This is a genomic window from Halomonas sp. ALS9 (genome assembly GCF_001651035.1).
Classification (GTDB): domain Bacteria; phylum Pseudomonadota; class Gammaproteobacteria; order Pseudomonadales; family Halomonadaceae; genus Vreelandella.
This window is the reverse complement of record NZ_LXRG01000201.1, coordinates 238,592-255,716: the sequence shown is the minus strand read 5'-3', so window position 1 is coordinate 255,716 and position 17,125 is coordinate 238,592. Positions and strand designations below refer to the sequence as shown.

Genomic DNA, 17,125 nt, shown 5'->3' with positions numbered 1-17,125 from the left:
ACTAATTAGTCCAGGGCGTGCGCGCCGACGGCAGTGACGGAGGCAGAGAGGCCCCATGTTCCAGAATCTAAGCGAGCGTCTTTCCCAGACGTTAAAGTCGATTAAGGGTCAGGCCCGCCTGACCGACGACAATATTAAAGATACCCTGCGCGAAGTACGCCGCGCGCTGCTTGAGGCCGACGTAGCGCTGCCGGTCATCAAGGAATTTATTGAGCGCGTGCGCGAGCGGGCGGTCGGGCAGGAAGTCTCTAAAAGCCTGTCGCCAGGCCAGCAATTCGTCAAAATCGTCCAGCAAGAGCTGGAAGCGATTATGGGCGAAGCCAACGACGGCTTTGTGCTTAAGGGCTCCCCCGCCGTTGTATTGATGGCCGGTCTACAGGGCGCGGGTAAGACCACCTCTGTGGCCAAGCTGGCCCGCTACCTGCGCGAGCGTGAGAAGAAGAAAGTATTGGTCGTATCTGCCGACGTTTACCGTCCGGCGGCCATCGACCAGCTTGAAACCCTGGCCAAAGAGGTCGAGGTTGATTTCTTCCCCTCGCGCTCTGACCAGCAGCCGGTAGCGATAGCCGAAGCGGCCATTAAGCACGCCAAGATTCAGTTCCACGATGTGGTGTTGATCGATACCGCCGGTCGCCTGGCGATCGATGAAGCCATGATGGCGGAAATCCAGGCGCTGCATAAAGCGGTCTCGCCCCAGGAAACGCTGTTTGTCGTCGACGCCATGACCGGCCAGGATGCCGCCAATACCGCCAAGGCATTTAGCGAAGCGCTACCGCTAACCGGGGTGATCCTGACTAAAGCCGACGGTGATGCCCGCGGTGGTGCGGCGCTGTCGGTACGCCACATTACCGGCAAACCGATCAAGTTCATGGGCATGGGCGAAAAAGTCGACGCTCTGGAGCCGTTCCACCCCGACCGGGTCGCCTCGCGCATCTTGGGTATGGGCGACATGTTGTCGCTGATTGAGGAAGCCGAACGTACTGTCGATAAATCCAAAGCCGACAAACTGGCCAAGAAGGTCAAAAAAGGCGATGGCTTTGATCTGGAAGATTTCCGTGACCAGCTTCAGCAACTCAAGAAAATGGGTGGTATGGGCGGTCTGATAGGTAAATTACCCGGCATGGGGCAGATGGCCGAAATGGCTCAAGGCCCTGGCCCCGAGAAAGAGCTGGGCAAGCTGGAAGCGCTGATTAACTCAATGACGCCTAAGGAGCGCCGCAAGCCTGACATTATCAATGGCTCGCGCAAGCGCCGCATCGCTGCTGGCGCAGGCCTGCAAGTGCCCGACTTGAATCGTCTGCTCAAGCAGCATAAGCAAATGCAGAAAATGATGAAGAAAGCAGGTCAGAAAGGCGGTATGCAGAAAATGATGCGTGGTATGTCAGGCATGATGGGCGGCGGTGGCCCAGGTGGGCCTGGCGGAATGGGTGGCCCCGGCGGTATGGGCGGTATGGGTGGCCCAGGCGGATTGCCGCGGCGTTAAGCTACTGTGAACTCAGGGAGTCTGAGCTCAAGTCACATGACGCAAGTGTACAATCACGCTGCCATCTGGCTTGCAGTCGTGCAATGGATAGCAATATGGCACCTCACAGGGGGTCGGCACAGTAACGCTGCCGGGTGCTAAATTGTATTGGAACGCCGGGCTCCCGGCGATTCCACCGTAATGACCGCCCCAGTAGGTATGAAAGGGTTGGTGGATGTGCCCGCATAAAATGCGTTTTGGTGAGCCGCTAATGATTTTCATAAAGCGCTCCCCACCGTCTATCAGGCTGTAAGGATCCCAATGCGGATTCCCTGTCATAAAGGGCGGATGATGCAGTACCAGAAAAGTGACTGGTTGGGTGTGCTGAAGCTGCTTTTCTAGCCACGCCAATCGCGTATTGCACAGCGCCCCCCGCGCTTCCCCCTCTACTACCGAATCCAGGCCCAGCAGGGTGATGCCATGGGTGTCGATTCTGGATTGCATAAACTCGCCTACTTCAAGTCCCGCCAGCTGATTGCCCAGCACTCGCCGCATTGCCTCGCGCCTATCGTGATTGCCAGGCACTGCCAGAATGGGCATGGGGAGTGGCGCAAGCAGGTGGCGTATCAACTGATAGTCTTCCTCACTGCCGCCGTCGGCCAAATCGCCACTGATAGCCACAATATCCGGTAAGGGGTTCAGTGTGAGCAGGTCCGCGATGATGCTTTCGACAACCTGAGCGATGTCGGCGCGGGCTTCACCCGTTTCGGAGCGCTCAGTGAAAAGATGTAAATCAGATAAGTGGGCAATCAACATTTAGGTGAAACCTAGCAAAAAGTTTGTTCAGAAAAGTTCGTTAACAGATCGTCAACGGCTAGCGGCCAATGCGGGCCAATACATCGGCTTTCAAAAAACGCTCGATAACCAGCATGAAGCCGACAGAGGGAATTAGCAGTATTAGCGCGGTAATGGCGGCCACCTGATAGTTGCCGCCCATAGAGGCGTTGAACATGAGTAGCGGTAGTGTGGTGATCTCCGGTGCACCGACAAAAAACGTACCGGTGAATTCATCGATACTGTCGAGAAATACAAAGATTGAGGCTGCTAGCAACCCAGGTAGGGCTTGGGGCAAAGTGATGTCGTTGAAACAGCGCAGCGGTGAGGCGCCGAGGTTGCGTGCGGCCTCCTCCAGCGAACGATCCACGGTGGCAAAGGAAGCGGTCGCAATCCAAACGGCATAAACCAGTCCAGGCAGTGAGTGCACCAGCACCACGCCGACCAGCGTGCCGTTAAGCCCCCACTGGTAGAAAATGGCAGCGATGTTGACGAAGATTGGTAAGTTGGGAAACGCCTGAGGTAAAAGGAAAAGCAGCATGATGAGGTTGCGCATAGGTAGTGCCTGACGTGCCAACGCATAACCCGCAGGTATCGCCAACGACATCGAAACTAATACCGCCAGCAGTGCCACAATCACTGTATTAAATAGCGATTCCCAGGCCCCTGCGCGAGGTCGGAATACGCGCTCCCAGAAAGCGAAGCCCCAATCGGTAGGAAAACGATTAGGGTAAAACCATTGCTCGGCAAATGCCCACATGGCAAGGTTCAGTAGGGGGCCAAAGACAATAAAAGCCACCAAGCCCAGCATCAAACCAAGCCCGATCTGCGAAAGTCGTTTAGATAATGTCATGCAGTTGCCTCCCGGCGTAGCGTCAGGCGCAAATATACCCAGGCGGTAAAGGCGGTCAGTGCATAGGAGAATAGCCCTAGGGCGTTGGCAATGCCGTAATCACCGTAGTAAGTAATCCGGTGGGCCATCATCGAAGTCATCATGGTGGGGTTGCCTGCGATCAGCATTAGCGGCACGGATAGCACCGAGAGCATTGCCACCAGCGAGAGAATCAACCCTACCCAGAGTGTGGGTGCTGCTTGGGGCAGTAGAATATTGAAAAGGCAGCGTAGTCTGCCCGCGCCCATATTACGGGCGGCTTCGATATGGCTGCGGTCGATAGCCGCCATGGCGCCTGCGAGTAGTAGCGTGACGAACGGTATCTGCTTCCAGGCAAATGTCAGCACCAGTCCTCGCCAGTCCAAAAAGCTCTGGGCGTTGGCTGCCGTCAACAACCCCGTTTCGACCAGTACGCCGTTCATCATGCCGTTAGTGGACAGAAAAGATCGCGCTAACTGACCTGACACCACGAAAGGAATAAAGAGTGGCCAGCGATAGAGCCAACGCAGCATACGTACTGCCCAGGGCGTAGTACCTAGTACTAGGTAGCCCGCAATGGCGATGGATATCACCGTGATCAACGCAAGGGAGGCCGACACAACGCCAATGGAGAACAGAATGTCACGGCCATAGAGCGAAAATGCTCGGGCAATATGCTCCGTTGTCCAGGCGCCGTTACTGTCACGAAATGCTGTGACGAGCGAACGGGCCAAAGGCAGCGCATAAAGCAACGCTATTGCCGTCAGTGCGGGCAAAACGAGCAGCGTGCCCAGCGCTGATTGTATAAAAGGTTTTCGCGCGGCAATGGGTGGATATGTCCTAGAGGATAAAGTGGTCATATAGCGTTCTACGAAGAAGGGGGCAAACGCCCCCTATGGTGGCAAGTAAAACGTTAGCGGCTAACGTGGCTTTCGTAGGCTTCCAGAATGGCGCGAAAGTAGTCAGCCTGGGGCATCGAGAAGCCTCGGGTGGCAAGGGTCTCAGGTGACACGTCTGCATAGAGCTGTTCCCATTGAGCGTCGCTGAGCTCGCTGCGAACATGCTTAGCGTCAATGCCCGGGAACCAGTTGAACTGGCCAACAATGCCTTCGGCCTGTATCTCCGGGCTGGTCGCTAGGGCAATGAATTCGGCGGCTAGGTCAGGTTCAGCGGCGCGTTCGGGGATGGTGTAGTACATCGGTTGGCCGGGCATTCCGGGTTCGAGCAGCAGCAAGCGAAAGTTGGGGTTGAGACGACCATCAGCTTTCCATGTGTAGTACATATCCATCCACACCGGCCCCATGGCGATTTCGCCGCGGTTCATGGCGTCCAGGGTGCCCGCATTACCTGGTGTCATGGTGACGTGCTGATTGAACGTGCTCAGCTGGTTAAGCGCTGACTCCCAACGAGCTGGTGCATCCTCTTCCCAAGGACCGTTTTGCAGGGTGCCAGCCATGTCGGTAAAGGCGTACATCCAGCCGAACACAAAGCCGACCCCCGCCATGCCACCGGTGATGCCGTTATAGCCGAATTCGCCTGGGTGCTCCTCAACCCAGTCAGCAAGCGCGGCGTAGCTTTCCGGCGGCTGTGCTAGAAGATCAGGATTATAGGCGATGGCGATCTGGCTCTGGAACATCGGCATCACGTAGCCTTCTACATCGACGCCCAGCGCATTGCTTGCGCTTTGGGCGCTGACTAAAGCGCCAGTGGAAATGCTGTCAACGTAATCGGCGAGCAGATATTCTTTAACCATTTGCCCCGCCATACGCTGGTGCACGACTGCAACGTCGACGCCCCAGGTTGCTTGGTTGCGCTGGGCGCTGAGGGTTTCATAAATAGCTTGGCTGCCTGCATCGCCAGGGCCGGTGCCTAGGGCGCGCACCGTAACGTCAGGGTGCGTGGCTTCGAATCGCGGGGAGAGATACTCGTTGATGTACTCAACCATATTGTCGTCACCCGCGGTAAACACATTAAGCGTTGTAGCCGCCATGGCGGGGGCAGCAAGGGTAGCGGTTAAAAAGCCGAGCGTAAGCGTCAAGGGTTTCATGCGATGTCCTCATGTCGATCAAGTGGCGGCATATGCCGGTCATCCGGCCCGAAAGAAATCAGAGCCGACTCAGGCACCTGAAGCGTCGCGAAAGTGCCTAAAGCAATAGGGGAAGCGGTCGTGGCGCAGAGCTCTTCGCCATCGGTAGACAGTGAGACCTGATAGCCATTGCCGGTGTATAGACAGTCGGTCACGCGGCCTTTACGGGTCAGGGCCGCCGCGTTAAGCGGCATATTGATCACCGCATCCTGGGTTCGGAAGCCGAACTTGGTGGCGCCTCTGGCGCTGGGCGGATCATGCTCTTCGCAGCTAACCGTATTGTCCACGCCAAGAAAACGTGCGGCGGCGATGTCGGCGGGGTGATGGTAGAGATGTTGCGGCGAGGCAACCTGGACAATCTCACCTGCTCGCATTAGCACGATCTGGTCAGCCATCTGTAGGGCTTCCTCCTGATCGTGAGTCACCATGATGGTGGTGATACCTAGCGACTTTTGCAGGCGACGTAACTCGCCGCGTAAGTTGCGACGGATGGCGGCATCCAGATTGGATAGCGGCTCGTCAAGAAGCAGCAGCGGTGGATCGATGATCAGCGCTCTACCAAGGGCGACACGTTGCCGCTGCCCGCCGGAAAGCTGTGTTACCGCACGGTTTTCGAAGCCGCTTAATTCTAGCCTCGCTAATATCTTTGCCACTCGCTGCTGGCGCTCCGCGCGGGATATTCCGCGCAGCTTTAGTGGGTAACCCAGGTTGTCGCCGACGCTCATGTGGGGCCATAGCGCATAGGATTGAAATACCATCGCGGTCTGGCGTTTTTCGGGCGGCAAATGGGCAATCGACTTTGAACCGAGACGGATATCGCCGCGACTCAGGGGCGTAAAACCAGCAATAGCACGCAATAGCGTTGTCTTGCCGCAGCCGGAGGGGCCTAGCAAGCAGGTGAAGCTGCCTGGTTCCACATCCAGATGGATGCTTTCCAGAATACGCTGTTGTCTGAGGTCAATCGTTACGTCATTGAGTGCAAGTGCTTCGGTGCGCATTGGTCGGCCTCCAGTGTTAACAAGTGATTTTGAAAAGCAACGTTGGGGATTTTTGAACGCGCGTGCAAAATTTCAATAAAGCAAAATTACCGCGCGTCTGTGACGTTTTGATGTAGCTTTTAAAACACTCCAGAGACGGCTCAAAAATGTTAAAATGGCCCGTGTTATCTAATGGATAGAGCGGTAAAAGCGTGCTTGAAATTGTTAAATACGGTCGGTTATCTCGGTGCGTGTAACCGCAGATGATGTCGCCAAAGCGGCCGGTGTATCCCGGGCAATGGTGTCGCGGGCGTTTACCCCAGGAGCGTCGGTAGCCGTCCGGAAGCGCGAGCACGTACTGCGCGTTGCCAAGGCTCTGGGCTATCGTCCTAATTTGATTGCCCGCGGGCTAACAGGCCAGCGTACTGGCCTAGTGGCCGTAGTGGCGGGTGAAATATCGCGACCCTACGAGGCTTGGTTGCTGGAACATCTCGTTCGAGTGCTGAGTACTAATGGTTATCAACCGTTGCTTTTGCCAGCGTTTCGAGACGCCAACATGACCGAGATGATTGATCATGCGCTGGCCTACCAGGTGGATGGAGCAATTGTCGCCGCGGGATCGGTCAGCCGTGATATCGCTGATCGCTGCCAGGCATCGGGGGCCCCACTGGTGCTGATCGGTCGAGTGCTGGAAAAAAACGGCGCTGATGCGGTATGTTGCGACAATATAAAGGGCATGTGGCAGCTGGTGGAGCGCCTTGTCAAACAGGGGCGGCAACGCATTGCTTGGTTGGGGGGCACGGCAGATACCTTCTCAGATCAAGAGCGCAGTCAGGGCGTTGAGGAGGCATTAGCACATTACGGCCTGTCACTACAGGCGCAGCGCCGGGGAAATTTCTCACTATCGAGCGGGGTAAGTGAAGGGCTGGCGCTACTGGATTCCCGTTTGTCGCTTGATGCCATTATATGTGCTAACGACGCCATGGCTCTGGGGGTTGTTGAAGCCGCAGCGCAACGCGGTATCCGGGTGCCGGACGATGTGGCTATCACTGGGTTCGACGATGTACCTGGCGCCGCCTGGGGGCGCTGTCCATTGACCACAGTGCGTAATCCGGTAAATGAGACGGCGCTGGAGGCACTGCGCCTGCTCGAAACGAGGGTTCAGGATCCAACCTGCGACAACCAGGTCATCAGGGTTGGCGTCACCCTTGTCCCGCGCAGCAGTGGCTAATGCAGTGGTTGACGCGTTGTGAGTTTTCTGGCTGTCAGGCTTTCCAAGTCGTGCGCATTTGCGTAGAATGCGGCCTCTTCATGCGTGGGTGTTGCCCAAATACGTCAAAACGTAGCGGTAGCAGCGCTCAGTGAAGGCCTTAATGGCACTAAGCGAGTTTCTTTATGGGGCATGCTTAGCACCAAGAAAACAGCACGACGAGTGTTCCGATAGCGATTTTCGCTATAACCACACTCTCGTAACCTCAACCGAAGGATAGTTATCGTATGGTTACCATTCGTTTGGCCCGTGGTGGCGCCAAGAAGCGTCCCTTTTACCACCTGACCGTTACCGACTCGCGTAACGCTCGCGACGGTCGCTTCATCGAGCGTATTGGCTTCTTCAACCCGGTTGCCCGTGGTCAGGAAGAGCGTCTGCGTGTTGATTTAGACCGTGTTACTCATTGGCAGAGCCAAGGCGCCCAGCTGTCTGGTCGCGTTGCTGAGCTGGTCAAAGAAGCACGCAAACAGGCCTAAGCCTGTTTAAAGTAGAGTCTGATGTTGTAAGTAGAGGTCGTCGATGACGCGTTTTGAAACAAGCCATACTGACGACACGCATGTGGTGTTAGGCAAACTGACTAGCCCTCACGGGATAAAAGGTTGGCTCAAGGTGTACTCATACACCAGCCCCATGGACAACATTCTGGACTACCCCGAATGGTGGGTGCGCAAGGGGAAAACCCTGATGCCTGTGACCATTGTTCAGGGACATCGGCAGGGCAAAGGGCTTGTGGTGCAGCTTAAAGGCGTGGATGACCGGGATGCGGCAGAAGCATTAGCCCAAACGGACATCGTACTGCCCAAGGACGCACTGCCTGAGCTACCGGCCGATGAGTATTATTGGCATGAGCTTGAAGGCATGGCGGTCTTCACTCAGGCCGGCGAACGGCTAGGGCGGGTGAGCTACCTGTTTGAAACCGGCGCTAACGATGTCATGGTGGTTCGCGGCGATTCTGAGTCAATCGACAAACGCGAGCGACTGCTGCCATTTTTGCCAGACGATGTCATTATCGAAATCAGTTCCCAAGAGGGCCGTATGGTCGTTGATTGGGATCCGGAATTTTGACCAAACTCATGGGCAGTTTGAGTAGTGATGTACCTACTGACTCAACTGAGTTTGAAAGTGACAGCGCGCCGGAAACGGAGAGCAAAGCAGCAGCGCCTGCAATGTGGATTGGTGTCGTGTCGTTGTTTCCCGAGATGTTCGACGCGCTAACGCAACAAGGCGTGGTCGGCAGAGCGGTGGAGAAACAGCGCATTGCACTGGAATTTTGGAATCCGCGGGATTACGCCACTGATCGCCACCGCAGCGTCGATGACCGCCCTTATGGTGGTGGTCCAGGCATGTTGATGAAAGTCGACACCCTGCGCGCAGCGATCTTTGATGCCCGGGAACGGGCGCAGCAAGCCACCGGTCTAGTGCCGACGGTGATCTACCTCTCGCCCCAGGGGCGTAAGTTGGATCAGCAGGGCGTTCAAGCACTGGCTTCCGCCGGGCCCTTAGTGGTCGTGGCAGGGCGCTATGAAGGCATTGATGAACGCGTGGTGGAGAGTGACATTGATGAAGAGTGGTCGATTGGTGACTATGTGCTGAGCGGCGGTGAGTTGCCAGCAATGGTGCTGATTGACGCAGCGGCAAGGCTGATTCCCGGCGTGCTGGGCCATCAGGACTCCGCTGTCGAAGACTCGTTTAATGACGGTCTGTTAGACTGCCCGCACTATACCCGTCCAGAAGTCATTGACGGGCGCCAAGTGCCGGATGTGCTGCTAAGCGGAAATCATGCAGCCATCAAGCGCTGGCGGTTAAAGCAGTCACTGGGCCGTACATGGCAACGTCGACCCGATCTTTTGCAAGGGCGAACATTAGACGCCGAACAGCGCAAGCTGTTGAACGAGTTTATCGAGGAACACGCTCTGTCCACTGAGTAGTTGGTTTTAAGCTACGCTGTTTTTAACGACGTTGCTTTTCAACTACTTGGCACAGAGCGGCGGTGCAGGGCGAAAAAGCGCACCTGTGTCACCCATAACGACTCCCGCGTAGCTCGTTTCGAGCGCCGGGATCACGGCTTCCGCCACCCATGATTGAGCGGTCAAGCCAACACGTTATTCAGGAGTATGATGATGAGCAGCAAAAGCAAAGTGATCCAGGCGATCGAATCTGAGCAAATGGGCAAGGAAATTCCTGCCTTTTCTCCCGGCGACACTATTGTCGTTCAGGTAAAAGTAAAAGAAGGTACTCGCGAGCGTCTGCAGGCGTTTGAAGGTGTGGTCATCGGTAAGCGTAACCGTGGCCTGAACTCCGCTTTCACCGTGCGTAAAATTTCTCACGGCGTTGGCGTAGAGCGTACTTTCCAGACCTACAGCCCGCTGGTTGACTCGATCGAAGTCAAGCGTCGCGGTGACGTGCGTCAAGCCAAGCTTTACTACCTGCGCGAGCGCAGCGGTCGTTCTGCACGTATCAAGGAAAAGCTGGCTTAAACGCCGCTGCTCCGCGGGCGCACGCTGCTCTTTTGCACGCGTTGCGCCCGGATACCAAAACCCCGTCACCGCTTTGCGGGGCGGGGTTTTGTTTTATATAGCGGCTTGATAACAAACAGCTGGAGACTGCTGACGTATGAGCGTTATCGATGCATTTTTAGATGCCCTGTGGTTAGAGCAGGGTGCCAGCGATCATACGTTAGCCGCCTATCGACGCGATTTAACCGCCTGGCAAGCCCACTTGGAGAGCCACGGCGATGCGCTCTTGGCGCCGCCGCCGGAGCGTCTTAGTGAGTGGCTGGTCAGTCGCCGGGAGGAAGGCTATCAACTGCGTAGCAATGCCCGGCTGCTGTCGACGCTGCGCAGCTTCTACCGCTGGGGGCGTTTAAATAACCAGGTGGAAACCGACCCACTCACCGATATCAAGCTACCCCGCGTGATCCCCGGTTTGCCGAATGCCTTGGAAGAGGACGAGGTGGAGCGCCTGCTATTAGCGCCCGATACTGATACGCCGTTGGGCGTTCGTGACCGCGCCATGCTGGAATTGCTTTACGCCTGTGGCTTGCGGGTCTCTGAACTGGTAGGGCTCACCGGCGACGCGGTCAACCTGCGTCAAAACGTGGTGCGGGTGCGCGGTAAGGGCGATAAAGACCGTCTGGTACCCATGGGTGAAGAGGCGGCGGATTGGCTGGCCCACTATATGCAGACCGCACGGCTTTCGCTGATGAGCGACCCAACACGCCCCGCGCTATTTCCCGGCCGGGGCGATAAAGCCATGACCCGGCAAACTTTTTGGCACCGGATTAAGGTGCATGCGATAACGGCAGGCATCACCCGGCCACTGTCACCGCATACGCTTCGCCATGCTTTTGCGACCCATTTATTGAATCATGGGGCCAATTTGCGGGTCGTACAGCTGCTGCTGGGTCATAGCGATCTGTCGACGACCCAAATTTATACTCATGTGGCCCAGGCGCGCTTGGAAAACCTGCATGCAGAACATCACCCACGAGGTTGAATTGATAATGCGTCAACGCCGTTTTGTAGCACACCCTTTACTGACACCTTTCTCAATGCTGGCGTGTTTGTTAACCGTCAGCCTGTTACCTGCCGCTGCCCAGGCCGATAACGTGGCAGATCAACTGGCTGGATCGCTGAGCGTCAATGGCCAGTCGATGCCCGTGGAAGCGGTCACCGAAACGCCTATGAAGGGCGTTTATCATGTGCGGCTGGAGAGCGGTGAATCTTTTTACTCTAACGCTGACGGTAGCCACTTCCTGGTCGGCGACCTGTATGAAAATGGCGATCAAGGGCTGGTCAATTTGACCGAACAAGAGCAAAACCGGGCGCGTGCCGATGCGCTGGCAGCCGTGCCTGACGGTGAGTTGGTGATCTTTCGTGGCGCCGATGAGCCCAAAGCCACTATAACGGTGTTTACTGACCCTACTTGCCCCTATTGTGCGCGGTTACACGACACTATTCCGGAGTTGAATGAACGCGGTATCGCCGTTCACTATATGGCGTTTCCCCGTGCGGGCATGAGTAGCCAGGCTGCCACAACGCTGCAGCAAGTGTGGTGCTCGGATAACCGCAGCGAAGCGATGACCCAAGCCAAGGAAGGCCAGACTATTTCCAGCGCTGCGAACTGCGACAATCCCGTAGCAGGGCAGTATGATCTGGGCAAAGCATTGGGCGTAAAGGGCACACCAGCAATTATTTTACCCAATGGGCAGCTAGTGCCGGGATTTGTGCCCCCCGAGCGGCTCTCTGCCATGTTAGGCTTGGATGATCAATAACCTCACATTGCAAGTGAATATAAAACGTTGAGACACGGTCTTTAAGATCGACATCAAAACCGTAATTAAGGCCAGCACCACCAGGTGCACAACACGAAAGGGGAAGTATTTTGAAACCGGTAAGAGTAGGTATCTGTGGTTTAGGCACTGTCGGTGGCGGCACCTTTAACGTATTGACCCGCAACGCCGACGATATTGCGCGTCGCGCTGGCCGCCCTATTGTGATTGAACAGGTGGCTCACCGCAGTATTCATCCTGACTGCGATATTACCGGCATCAATGCCACCTCTGATGTATTTGAAGTGGCGACCAACCCCAACGTAGACGTCCTGGTGGAGCTGATTGGCGGTTACGATATCGCCCGTGAGCTGGTGCTCACCGCGATTGAAAATGGCAAGCACGTGGTCACCGCCAACAAAGCGTTGATCGCGGTGCACGGTAACGAAATCTTTAAGGCCGCGCATGAGAAGGGCGTGATCGTGGCGTTTGAAGCCGCGGTGGCCGGTGGTATCCCGGTGATTAAATCGCTACGCGAAGGCCTGGGTGCCAACCGTATCGAGTGGGTGGCGGGCATTATCAACGGCACCGGCAACTACATTCTTACCCATATGCGCGACGAAGGCCGTGCCTTTGAAGACGTGCTCGCGGAAGCCCAGGCGCTGGGTTACGCCGAATCCGACCCGACCTTTGATGTGGAAGGTATCGACGCGGCGCACAAACTCACTATCCTCGCTTCGATTGCCTACGGCGTACCGCTGCAGTTCGAGAAAGCCTTCACCGAAGGCATCTCGCGGATCACCGCCGAAGACGTCGAACAGGCAGACAATCTGGGCTACGTGATCAAGCACTTGGGTATCTCCAAGCGCACCGATCAAGGGTTGGAGCTGCGTGTTCACCCCACGCTGATTCCTAAAGAGCGCCTGCTGGCCAATGTGCACGGCGTCAAAAATGCCATTGCGGTCATGGGCGACGCCGTTGGGCCGACGCTCTACTACGGAGCCGGAGCGGGCGCCGAGCCGACTGCTTCAGCGGTGGTTGCCGATTTGCTAGACGTGGCGCGCGATATCTCTACTGATCACCACTACCGGGTTCCCTACTTGGCGTTTAGCGGTATCGACGAAGACGTCAGCCAACTGCCCATCATGCCGATGGAAGAGATCATTACCGCCTACTACCTGCGTCTATTGGCGGTGGATCGTCCCGGTGTGCTGGCGCGGGTGGCCACTATCTTGGCCGAACAGGGCATTTCTATCGAAGCGCTGATTCAGAAAGAGGCCACCGAAGGTGAATTAGTGCCGATCATTCTGCTTACTCACCGCACCAAAGAGAAGCAGATGAACGCAGCGATCCGTGAAATCGAATCCATGGCGGATATCGCCGGGCCTGTTACACGCATCCGCGTGGAAGGCCTGGACGAAGGGGAGTAGATCAAGATGCGCTATATCAGCACGCGCGGGCAGGCGCCCGCGCTCTCCTTTGAGGAAGTGGTGCTCACCGGTATGGCCAGCGACGGCGGGCTATATGTGCCGGAAGTCCTACCTGAGTTCTCTAAGGAAGAGCTGGCTAATATGGCCGGACTCTCCTACGCGGAGATTGCTTTCCGAGTGATGAAGCCGTTTGTGAACGGTGAGATCGACGACGAGACTTTCCGCAGTATCGTTACCGAGGCCTACGCGACCTTTAATCACGATGCAGTCGTGCCCCTCAAACAGCTAGATGCTAACCATTTTCTGCTTGAGCAGTTCCACGGCCCGACCCTGGCATTTAAGGATGTGGCGCTACAGCTGCTCGGCCGCCTGTTGGATCACTTTTTGAAAAAGCGCGGCGAACGTGCGGTGATCATGGGGGCGACTTCCGGAGATACCGGTTCGGCAGCGATTGAAGGCTGCCGCCACTGCGACAATCTGGACATCTTTATCCTGCACCCACACAACCGGGTCTCGGAAGTTCAACGTCGTCAAATGACCTCGGTATTGGCAAATAACGTCTTCAATGTTGCCATTGAAGGCAATTTCGACGATGCCCAGGCAATGGTTAAAGCGAGCTTTGCTGACCAGACGTTCCTTAAAGGTACGCGTTTGGTGGCGGTGAACTCGATCAACTGGGCGCGCATTATGGCGCAGATCGTATACTACATCGCCTCAGGCGTTGCTCTGGGAGCGCCGCACCGTGAAGTGAGCTTCTGCGTGCCGTCGGCTAACTTTGGCAATGTGTTTGCAGGCTATATGGCCTACAAAATGGGCCTGCCGGTGAAGCAGTTCATCATTGCCACTAACGCCAACGACATTCTGCACCGCACGCTGGCCGCTAATGATTTTTCCAAAAAAGAATTGGCGGCAACGCTGGCTCCTTCCATGGATATCGTGGTGTCGTCAAACTTTGAGCGTCTGCTGTTTGACGCTTACGACCGCGACGGTTTAGCTGTATCCGAGCTGCTTGATCGCTTCCAGAATGAGCCCACGGCCCTGGCCGATGCGCCGCTAGCGAAACTGCGTGAGAAGTTCACCAGCTACAGCGTGGACGATGCGACCATCCTTGAGGTGATTCGCGAGGCGCATAAGCGCACGGGTGAAATGCTCGATCCGCATACCGCCACAGGCTACCGTGCCGCCGAGCGTGCCCGGGCAGATCAGTCAACGCCGATGATAACGCTGGCCACCGCGCACCCGGCCAAGTTTGCCGAGGCGGTAGTAAAAGCGGGGTTCCTGGGCGTACCCCTGCCGCCGCATATGGAAGACCTGATTGAGCGCGAAGAGCGTTACACGGTACTTCCCAACGAGCTTGCCGCCGTGCAGCAGTTCGTCGTGGAAAATCGGCGTTGAGACCTACCCTTTGAGACATCGATGACCGCAGTGACAGATTTACCCCAAAGCACGCTCTCTTCTAGCACAACCAGACCACGCTTAGAGCCTCGTCCCGTGGACGAGGCGCTCTATGCCCGTGCCCAGGCGGAAGGCTTAAGCGAGCTGCAGGCGCGCCTACTAGCTTCGCGGTTGCCGGGCTACAGCGGTGAGCTTGCGCCGTTAATTGCGCCCAGCCTGCGCTATCTGGCCCACCCGGAGAAACTTGCCGACGGCCGTCGTGCCGCCGAGCGTATTGCCCAGGCGGTAGCGGAAGGCGAAGCGATTGGTATCCTCACCGACTACGATGTGGATGGCATCACCTCTCACGTGGTGATCCGGCGCACGCTGGTGGAATTGTTTGGGGTGCCGGAAGGCAAGCTGCACAGTTTGATTGGCCATCGTATTCACGACGGCTACGGGATTAGCCTGCCGCTGGTAGAGCGCACCCTGGCGCAAAAGCCGTTTCCCACCCTGGTGATTACCGCCGATTGTGGCAGCTCCGATGAGCCGCGTATCGCGCGCCTAAAAGCGGCAGGTATCGATGTGGTGGTGAGTGACCACCATGCGCTGCCTATCGAGGGGCCGCCAAGCTCAGCATTTGCATGTGTTAATCCTACCCGTGATGACTGCGAGTATCCCGACAAAACCATCGCTGGCTGTATGGTGGCGTGGCTATTGATGTCACTGGCTCGCGGTGTGCTGATCGAGTGGGGGGCGCTGTCTGAATCCACGCCCAAGCTGTCGCCCTGGCTCTCTTACGTGGCCTTGGGTACGGTTGCCGATTGTGTTTCATTGGGCGGCAGCCCGGCAAACCGCGCGGTGGTCAATCAAGGCTTAAAGCTTATCAATCGCATGGATGCGGCCTGCTGGCGGGCGATGGCCACACGTTTAGGCGCCGACAGCGTGCCGTTTAACGCCGAGACACTAGCGTTTCAGATGGGGCCGCGTATCAACGCCCGCTCGAGGCTGGACGACCCCTACGCAGCGCTGCACTTTATGCTCGCCGAAAACGATGGCGTCGCCAATCGTCAGCTCGACGTGCTGGATCAGGATAATCAGTCCCGTAAAGCCATTGAGGCCGATATGGCCGCCGAGGCGCGTACGCTCGCCACAGTGGCTCTGAACGCCGATGAGCCCGCCGTGGTGGTGCTGCTGGAAGATGGCCACCCAGGCGTGCAGGGCATTGTTGCCTCACGTTTGGTGCAGGCCTACGGGCGTCCAGCGCTGGTGCTTACCCAAGCGTCTGCACCGGGCATGCTTACCGGTTCCGGCCGCTCGATTGACGGGCTGCATATGCGCGATGCCCTACAGCGCACCTTTGAGCTCGCTCCCCAGGCGCTACCACGCTTTGGCGGCCACAGTGGCGCGGCAGGGGTGGGTGTGCCACGGGATCAGCTTGAGGCTTTTAAGACGGCCTTCCTGCAGGCAGTAGGCGAGCAGTTGCAGGGGCGAACGCTCTACCCGCGACTTTGGACGGATGGTGAACTCTCCACGGCGCAGCTTTCGCTGACCACCTTGCAAGAGATCGAAACCCTTGGCCCCTATGGGCGGGAGTTTGACCCGCCATTGTTTGAGGGTCGCTTTATTGTCGAGGCGCTGCGCCCGGTGGGCGCTGAAGGCTCGCACCTGATGCTGGAGCTCTCCACCGGCCCGGTAACTTGCAAAGCGATCTGGTTTCGCGCCCTAACGCCGGGGGAGCTGCCTGGGTTCAGCGTTGGCGATACGCTGCACTGCGCTTATAAGCTCAACCGCAATCGCTGGCGCGGCCGTGAAACCCTCCAACTGATGGTCGAGCACGCCAGCGCCATTTAATTAATTACGTTATAACCTCAATAAGCCAAGTAAGGACGCCCCATGCGCGTGGAAGATTTACCAACGGATCAGCATCGCCCCTATGAAGATGTCATGGCGATGCTGCTGGGGACGTTCTTCGTCGCGCTGGGGGTGACCTTTTATACCCATGCAGTGCTACTGACCGGCAGTACGGCAGGCTTGGCGCTGCTGTTGAGCTATATGACCAGCAGCGTTACCGGTTGGGGCTTTGGGGTGTACTTTTTTGCCATTAACCTACCGTTCTACTACTTGGCAGTAAAGCGGATGGGCTGGAGTTTTACCCTGCGCACCTTCGCCGCCATCGGCTTGGTATCGCTATTTTCGGAGCTGACCCAGGGCTGGGTGCAGTTTGCCAACGTGCCATCGCTCTATGCTGCTTTGATGGGCGGCGCGCTGATGGGCATTGGCATGTTAATGCTATTTCGCCACCGTACTAGCCTGGGCGGCATCAATATCCTCGCGCTCTATTTGCAGGATAAACACGGCCTGCGCGCAGGCTACGTTCAACTGGCCATCGATGGCGTTATTCTGTTGATTGCGCTAACGCAGCTACCGCTTGATCGCGTGGGCTATTCAGTGCTGGGCGCGTTGACCCTCAATCTGATTATCGCCCTGAACCATAAGCCAGGGCGCTATATTGGCGATAGTTAGAAAGGCTACGATAGTTAGAAAGGCT

The 17,125-nt window shown here is 56.8% G+C and carries 17 protein-coding genes; 12 read left to right on the top strand and 5 right to left on the bottom strand.

Annotated features, from left to right (window positions below; translation table 11 throughout):
* The first annotated feature begins 55 nt into the window (after positions 1-55).
* Entirely contained in the window at positions 56-1,483 is a 1,428-nt protein-coding gene (gene ffh, locus A6R74_RS19035; RefSeq protein WP_064236036.1) for a signal recognition particle protein, read from the top strand.
* A gap of 27 nt (positions 1,484-1,510) precedes the next feature.
* On the opposite strand, the gene A6R74_RS19030 is transcribed toward ffh, so the two are convergent.
* Genes A6R74_RS19030 through A6R74_RS19010 form a run of 5 tightly spaced genes read right to left on the bottom strand, consistent with a single transcriptional unit; the run spans position 1,511 to position 6,251 of the window.
* Positions 1,511-2,278 (bottom strand): metallophosphoesterase, encoded by a 768-nt coding sequence (locus A6R74_RS19030; RefSeq protein ID WP_064236035.1) that lies wholly within the window; start codon positions 2,276-2,278, stop codon positions 1,511-1,513.
* A 58-nt stretch (positions 2,279-2,336) separates the two neighbouring features.
* Positions 2,337-3,149 (bottom strand): ABC transporter permease, encoded by an 813-nt coding sequence (locus A6R74_RS19025; protein ID WP_064236034.1) that lies wholly within the window; start codon positions 3,147-3,149, stop codon positions 2,337-2,339.
* A complete protein-coding gene (locus A6R74_RS19020) occupies positions 3,146-4,027 on the bottom strand; it encodes an ABC transporter permease (protein WP_082906748.1) in 882 nt (293 codons plus the stop codon). Before A6R74_RS19020 ends, A6R74_RS19025 begins: the two co-directional genes overlap by 4 nt.
* A gap of 53 nt (positions 4,028-4,080) precedes the next feature.
* Positions 4,081-5,214 carry an extracellular solute-binding protein gene (locus A6R74_RS19015; RefSeq protein WP_064236033.1) on the bottom strand — a complete coding sequence of 378 codons (1,134 nt, stop codon included), beginning with the start codon at positions 5,212-5,214 and terminating at the stop codon, positions 4,081-4,083.
* On the bottom strand, positions 5,211-6,251 hold the full coding sequence (locus tag A6R74_RS19010) for an ABC transporter ATP-binding protein (protein WP_064236032.1): 1,041 nt from the start codon (positions 6,249-6,251) through the stop codon (positions 5,211-5,213). Before A6R74_RS19010 ends, A6R74_RS19015 begins: the two co-directional genes overlap by 4 nt.
* A gap of 226 nt (positions 6,252-6,477) precedes the next feature.
* Here A6R74_RS19010 and A6R74_RS19005 point away from each other — a divergent pair, with 226 nt between their 5' ends.
* The 11 genes from A6R74_RS19005 to A6R74_RS18955 all read left to right on the top strand — a co-directional run bounded on the left by A6R74_RS19005 (position 6,478) and on the right by A6R74_RS18955 (position 17,100).
* Positions 6,478-7,461 carry a LacI family DNA-binding transcriptional regulator gene (locus tag A6R74_RS19005; RefSeq protein WP_240488271.1) on the top strand — a complete coding sequence of 328 codons (984 nt, stop codon included), beginning with the start codon at positions 6,478-6,480 and terminating at the stop codon, positions 7,459-7,461.
* A 266-nt stretch (positions 7,462-7,727) separates the two neighbouring features.
* Positions 7,728-7,976, top strand: a complete 249-nt coding sequence (rpsP, locus tag A6R74_RS19000) for a 30S ribosomal protein S16 (protein ID WP_009098555.1) — start codon at positions 7,728-7,730, stop codon at positions 7,974-7,976.
* Between the two features lie 43 nt (positions 7,977-8,019).
* Positions 8,020-8,565, top strand: coding sequence for a ribosome maturation factor RimM (gene rimM, locus A6R74_RS18995; RefSeq protein WP_064236030.1), 546 nt, complete (start codon positions 8,020-8,022; stop codon positions 8,563-8,565).
* A gap of 101 nt (positions 8,566-8,666) precedes the next feature.
* Complete coding sequence (gene trmD / locus A6R74_RS18990; protein ID WP_064236095.1) at positions 8,667-9,428, top strand: tRNA (guanosine(37)-N1)-methyltransferase TrmD; 762 nt, start codon at positions 8,667-8,669, stop codon at positions 9,426-9,428.
* A gap of 192 nt (positions 9,429-9,620) precedes the next feature.
* Complete coding sequence (rplS, locus tag A6R74_RS18985) at positions 9,621-9,977, top strand: 50S ribosomal protein L19 (RefSeq protein WP_035576506.1); 357 nt, start codon at positions 9,621-9,623, stop codon at positions 9,975-9,977.
* A 136-nt stretch (positions 9,978-10,113) separates the two neighbouring features.
* Positions 10,114-10,995: a site-specific tyrosine recombinase XerD gene (xerD, locus tag A6R74_RS18980; protein ID WP_064236029.1), complete on the top strand. Its 882-nt coding sequence runs from the start codon at positions 10,114-10,116 to the stop codon at positions 10,993-10,995.
* Entirely contained in the window at positions 10,970-11,773 is an 804-nt protein-coding gene (locus A6R74_RS18975) for a DsbC family protein (RefSeq protein WP_064236028.1), read from the top strand. Before xerD ends, A6R74_RS18975 begins: the two co-directional genes overlap by 26 nt.
* Positions 11,774-11,883: 110 nt before the next feature.
* A complete protein-coding gene (locus A6R74_RS18970; RefSeq protein ID WP_064236027.1) occupies positions 11,884-13,200 on the top strand; it encodes a homoserine dehydrogenase in 1,317 nt (438 codons plus the stop codon).
* Between the two features lie 6 nt (positions 13,201-13,206).
* Positions 13,207-14,595 (top strand): threonine synthase, encoded by a 1,389-nt coding sequence (thrC, locus tag A6R74_RS18965; protein ID WP_064236026.1) that lies wholly within the window; start codon positions 13,207-13,209, stop codon positions 14,593-14,595.
* A 21-nt stretch (positions 14,596-14,616) separates the two neighbouring features.
* On the top strand, positions 14,617-16,428 hold the full coding sequence (locus A6R74_RS18960) for a single-stranded-DNA-specific exonuclease RecJ (RefSeq protein WP_064236025.1): 1,812 nt from the start codon (positions 14,617-14,619) through the stop codon (positions 16,426-16,428).
* Between the two features lie 42 nt (positions 16,429-16,470).
* Positions 16,471-17,100: a YitT family protein gene (locus A6R74_RS18955; RefSeq protein ID WP_064236024.1), complete on the top strand. Its 630-nt coding sequence runs from the start codon at positions 16,471-16,473 to the stop codon at positions 17,098-17,100.
* Positions 17,101-17,125 lie beyond the last annotated feature (25 nt).